The following is a 496-nucleotide window of genomic DNA, read 5'->3' on the forward strand; positions in this document are numbered from 1 at the left end:
ACGCACCAGCTCCGTGGCAGGGACCTCGAGCGCCGACACCGAACCGAGAGCGCCCGGGATCGAGACCGGAGCGCTGCCCGCGGTCTGGAAGTAGCCTGCAGCGGACACGCCCGAGTAGACGAAGCCGAGCTTGTTGTCGGGCACGTCGAGGGCGTCGGCGGCCGTCTCGACCTTCACCGTGTATTCGATGTCGCGGTCCGCTACAGCGGTGATGCGGTGGTCGCTGTTGTCGAAGGTCAGGGTCTTCCCGTCGTTCGAGACGACGCCTTCCTTGAGGTCGTAGCCATCCCAGACCAACCAGCCGTCCGCGGTCGTGGCCTTGTACCGGCTCGACGCCGTCGCCTGCTCGGGGAACGTCGTTCCTTCCGGTGCGGTCAGCACGACCTTGGGCGCGAAGCCCCGGTGCTCCTGGGTGTTGCGAACCATGAACTTCAACTCGGAGGTCTCACCACGCACCAGCTCCGTGGCAGGGACCTCGAGCGCCGACACCGAACCG

General features: G+C 66.9%; 1 protein-coding gene. It reads right to left on the reverse strand.

All coding sequences use genetic code 11. The features are described from left to right. A partial coding sequence (locus SOM11_RS15040; RefSeq protein ID WP_320478551.1) for a hypothetical protein occupies positions 1 to 426 on the reverse strand: 426 nt, incomplete at its 3' end. Between the last annotated feature and the right edge of the window lie 70 nt (positions 427 to 496).

The sequence above is a fragment of the Frigoribacterium sp. CFBP9029 genome (assembly GCF_034045305.1).
In the GTDB taxonomy this organism is placed as follows: Bacteria; Actinomycetota; Actinomycetes; order Actinomycetales; family Microbacteriaceae; genus Frigoribacterium.